Source organism: Variovorax sp. 01T439_2 (assembly GCF_056398445.1).
In genome coordinates this window covers 1-1,948 of the sequence record NZ_JBFTPJ010001048.1, presented here as the reverse complement: position 1 = coordinate 1,948, position 1,948 = coordinate 1, and the positions used below count along the sequence as shown (strand labels likewise).

Annotated in this window: 3 protein-coding genes; all 3 read right to left on the bottom strand. The window is 70.3% G+C overall.

Features of this window, described 5'->3' with window-relative positions:
• On the bottom strand, nt 1-447 hold a 447-nt coding region (locus tag AC1DOC_RS31660), incomplete at its 3' end, for an HAD family hydrolase (RefSeq protein ID WP_478131337.1).
• 7 nt (nt 448-454) lie between these two features.
• Nucleotides 455-1,090 (bottom strand): bifunctional 4-hydroxy-2-oxoglutarate aldolase/2-dehydro-3-deoxy-phosphogluconate aldolase, encoded by a 636-nt coding sequence (gene eda, locus AC1DOC_RS31655; protein WP_278876712.1) that lies wholly within the window; start codon nt 1,088-1,090, stop codon nt 455-457.
• A gap of 16 nt (nt 1,091-1,106) precedes the next feature.
• The coding region (locus AC1DOC_RS31650) for a dihydroxy-acid dehydratase domain-containing protein (protein ID WP_478131336.1) at nt 1,107-1,948 on the bottom strand (842 nt) is incomplete at its 5' end.

Sequence of the window (1,948 nt, the reverse complement as noted above, 5' to 3'; positions counted from 1 at the left end):
GGGCAGGCCGGCGCGCTTGGCCATTTCGGTCAAAAGGCCGATGTTGCCGTTGGAGAGCGTGCAGATGGTGAATTTCTTCTTGAGGCGCGTGAGCCCCTCCACCGCATCGGGCCACGCCGGCAGGCGGTGCCAGGCGCGGCTCAGGTCGCGCTTGGCGGCGCCGTCGAGCCGGTCGGCCAGGCTGAAGTCGTGCAGCACCTGTTCGAGCATGCTCAGGTGCAGCTCGTCGAGCAGCGTGAAGCCGCCCTCGCCCGCCGCGATGCGCTCCATCACGGATTTCATGGCGGGCTGGTAGCCCGCGCGCCAGGCCAGCGCAAAGGCAGCGCCGTCGACACCGGGCAACACGCGCTCGGCCTCGGCCGCGATGCCGCTGTGCCAGTCGACCACGGTGCCGAAAACGTCGAAGGCAATGACCTTCAGGTCACTGGCGTCGAAATCCGCACGCATGACCGGCTCAGCGCGAGAGCTGGCTCGCGGCGCGCGCGAGCTGCTCGATGCGCGCCCAGTCGCCGTTGCGGATGGCGTCGGCCGGCACGATCCACGAGCCGCCCACGCAGGCCACGTTCGAGAGCGCCAGGAACTCGGCTGCGTTGTCGGCATGGATGCCGCCGGTCGGGCAGAAGCTCACGTCGCCGAACGGGCCCTGCCACGCCTTCAGCATGGGAATGCCGCCCGCCTGCAGCGCGGGAAAGAACTTGAGCTCGGTGTAGCCGTCTTCCTGCGCCGTCATGATCTCGCTGCCGGTGGCCACGCCGGGCAGAAGCGGCAGGCCGAGGTCGTGGCAGGCCTTGCCCACTGCACGCGTATAGCCCGGGCTCACGCCGAACTTCGCGCCGGCCAGCGCCGAGGCCTGCGCATCGGCCGCGCTGCGGATGGTGCCCGCGCCGGCCACGGCCTCGGGCACGTCCCTGGCAATGGCCTCGATGCATTCGAGCGCCTGCGGCGTGCGCAGCGTGACCTCGAGCATGCGGATGCCGCCGGCCACCAGCGCGCGCGCCAGTGGAATGGCATGTTTCACGTCGTGCAGCACGATCACCGGAATGACCGGTGCATCGCGCATGACCTCGAGTGCGGTGAGTTTGTCTGTCATTTCATTGCTCCAATGTTCACAGCCACGAGCATGCGCCTTCTTCCGCCGTCAGCGCATTGCGCCGCATGCCAGCGAACAGCTCGCGGCCCAGGCCGTGGCTGTCTGCGATGCGCTGGGCCTCGGGCAGCTTGGCGATCTCGCGTTCGGCCCATTCGTCGTCGGGCACCAGCACCGCCAGTGTGCCCGCGACGGCGTCCAGGCGCACGACGTCGCCGTCGCGCACCTTGGCGAGCGGGCCGCCCGCGGCGGCTTCCGGAGAAACGTGGATGGCCGCGGGCACCTTGCCCGAGGCGCCGCTCATGCGGCCGTCGGTGACCAGCGCCACGCGAAAGCCCTTGCCCTGCAGCACCGACAGCGGCGGCGTGAGCTTGTGCAGCTCGGGCATGCCGTTGGCCTGCGGCCCCTGCCAGCGCACCACGCAGACCACGTCGCGCTCCAGCTCGCCGGCGGTGAAGGCCTGGTGCAGCGCAGCCTGCGAATCGAAGACGCGCGCCGGCGCCTCGATCACGTGGCGGTCGTCGGGCACCGAGGACACCTTGATCACGCTGCGCCCCAGGTTGCCGTTGAGCAGCTTCAGCCCGCCGGTCGCGCTGAAGGGGTTCTCCACGGGCCGCGCGACGGCTTCGTCCTTGGAAGGCGCGGCGGAGGTCCAGGCCAGGCGCTTGTCCTGCGCAAGGGAGGGAATGTTCGCGAATTCGCGGATGCCGCCGGCACGCACCGTGAGCACGTCGGCGTGCATCAGGCCGGCGTCGAGCAGCTCGCCGATCACGAAGCCCGGGCCGCCCGCGGCCTGGAACGCGTTCACGTCGGCGCTGCCGTTGGGATAGACGCGCGTCAGCAGCGGGATCACGTCGGAGA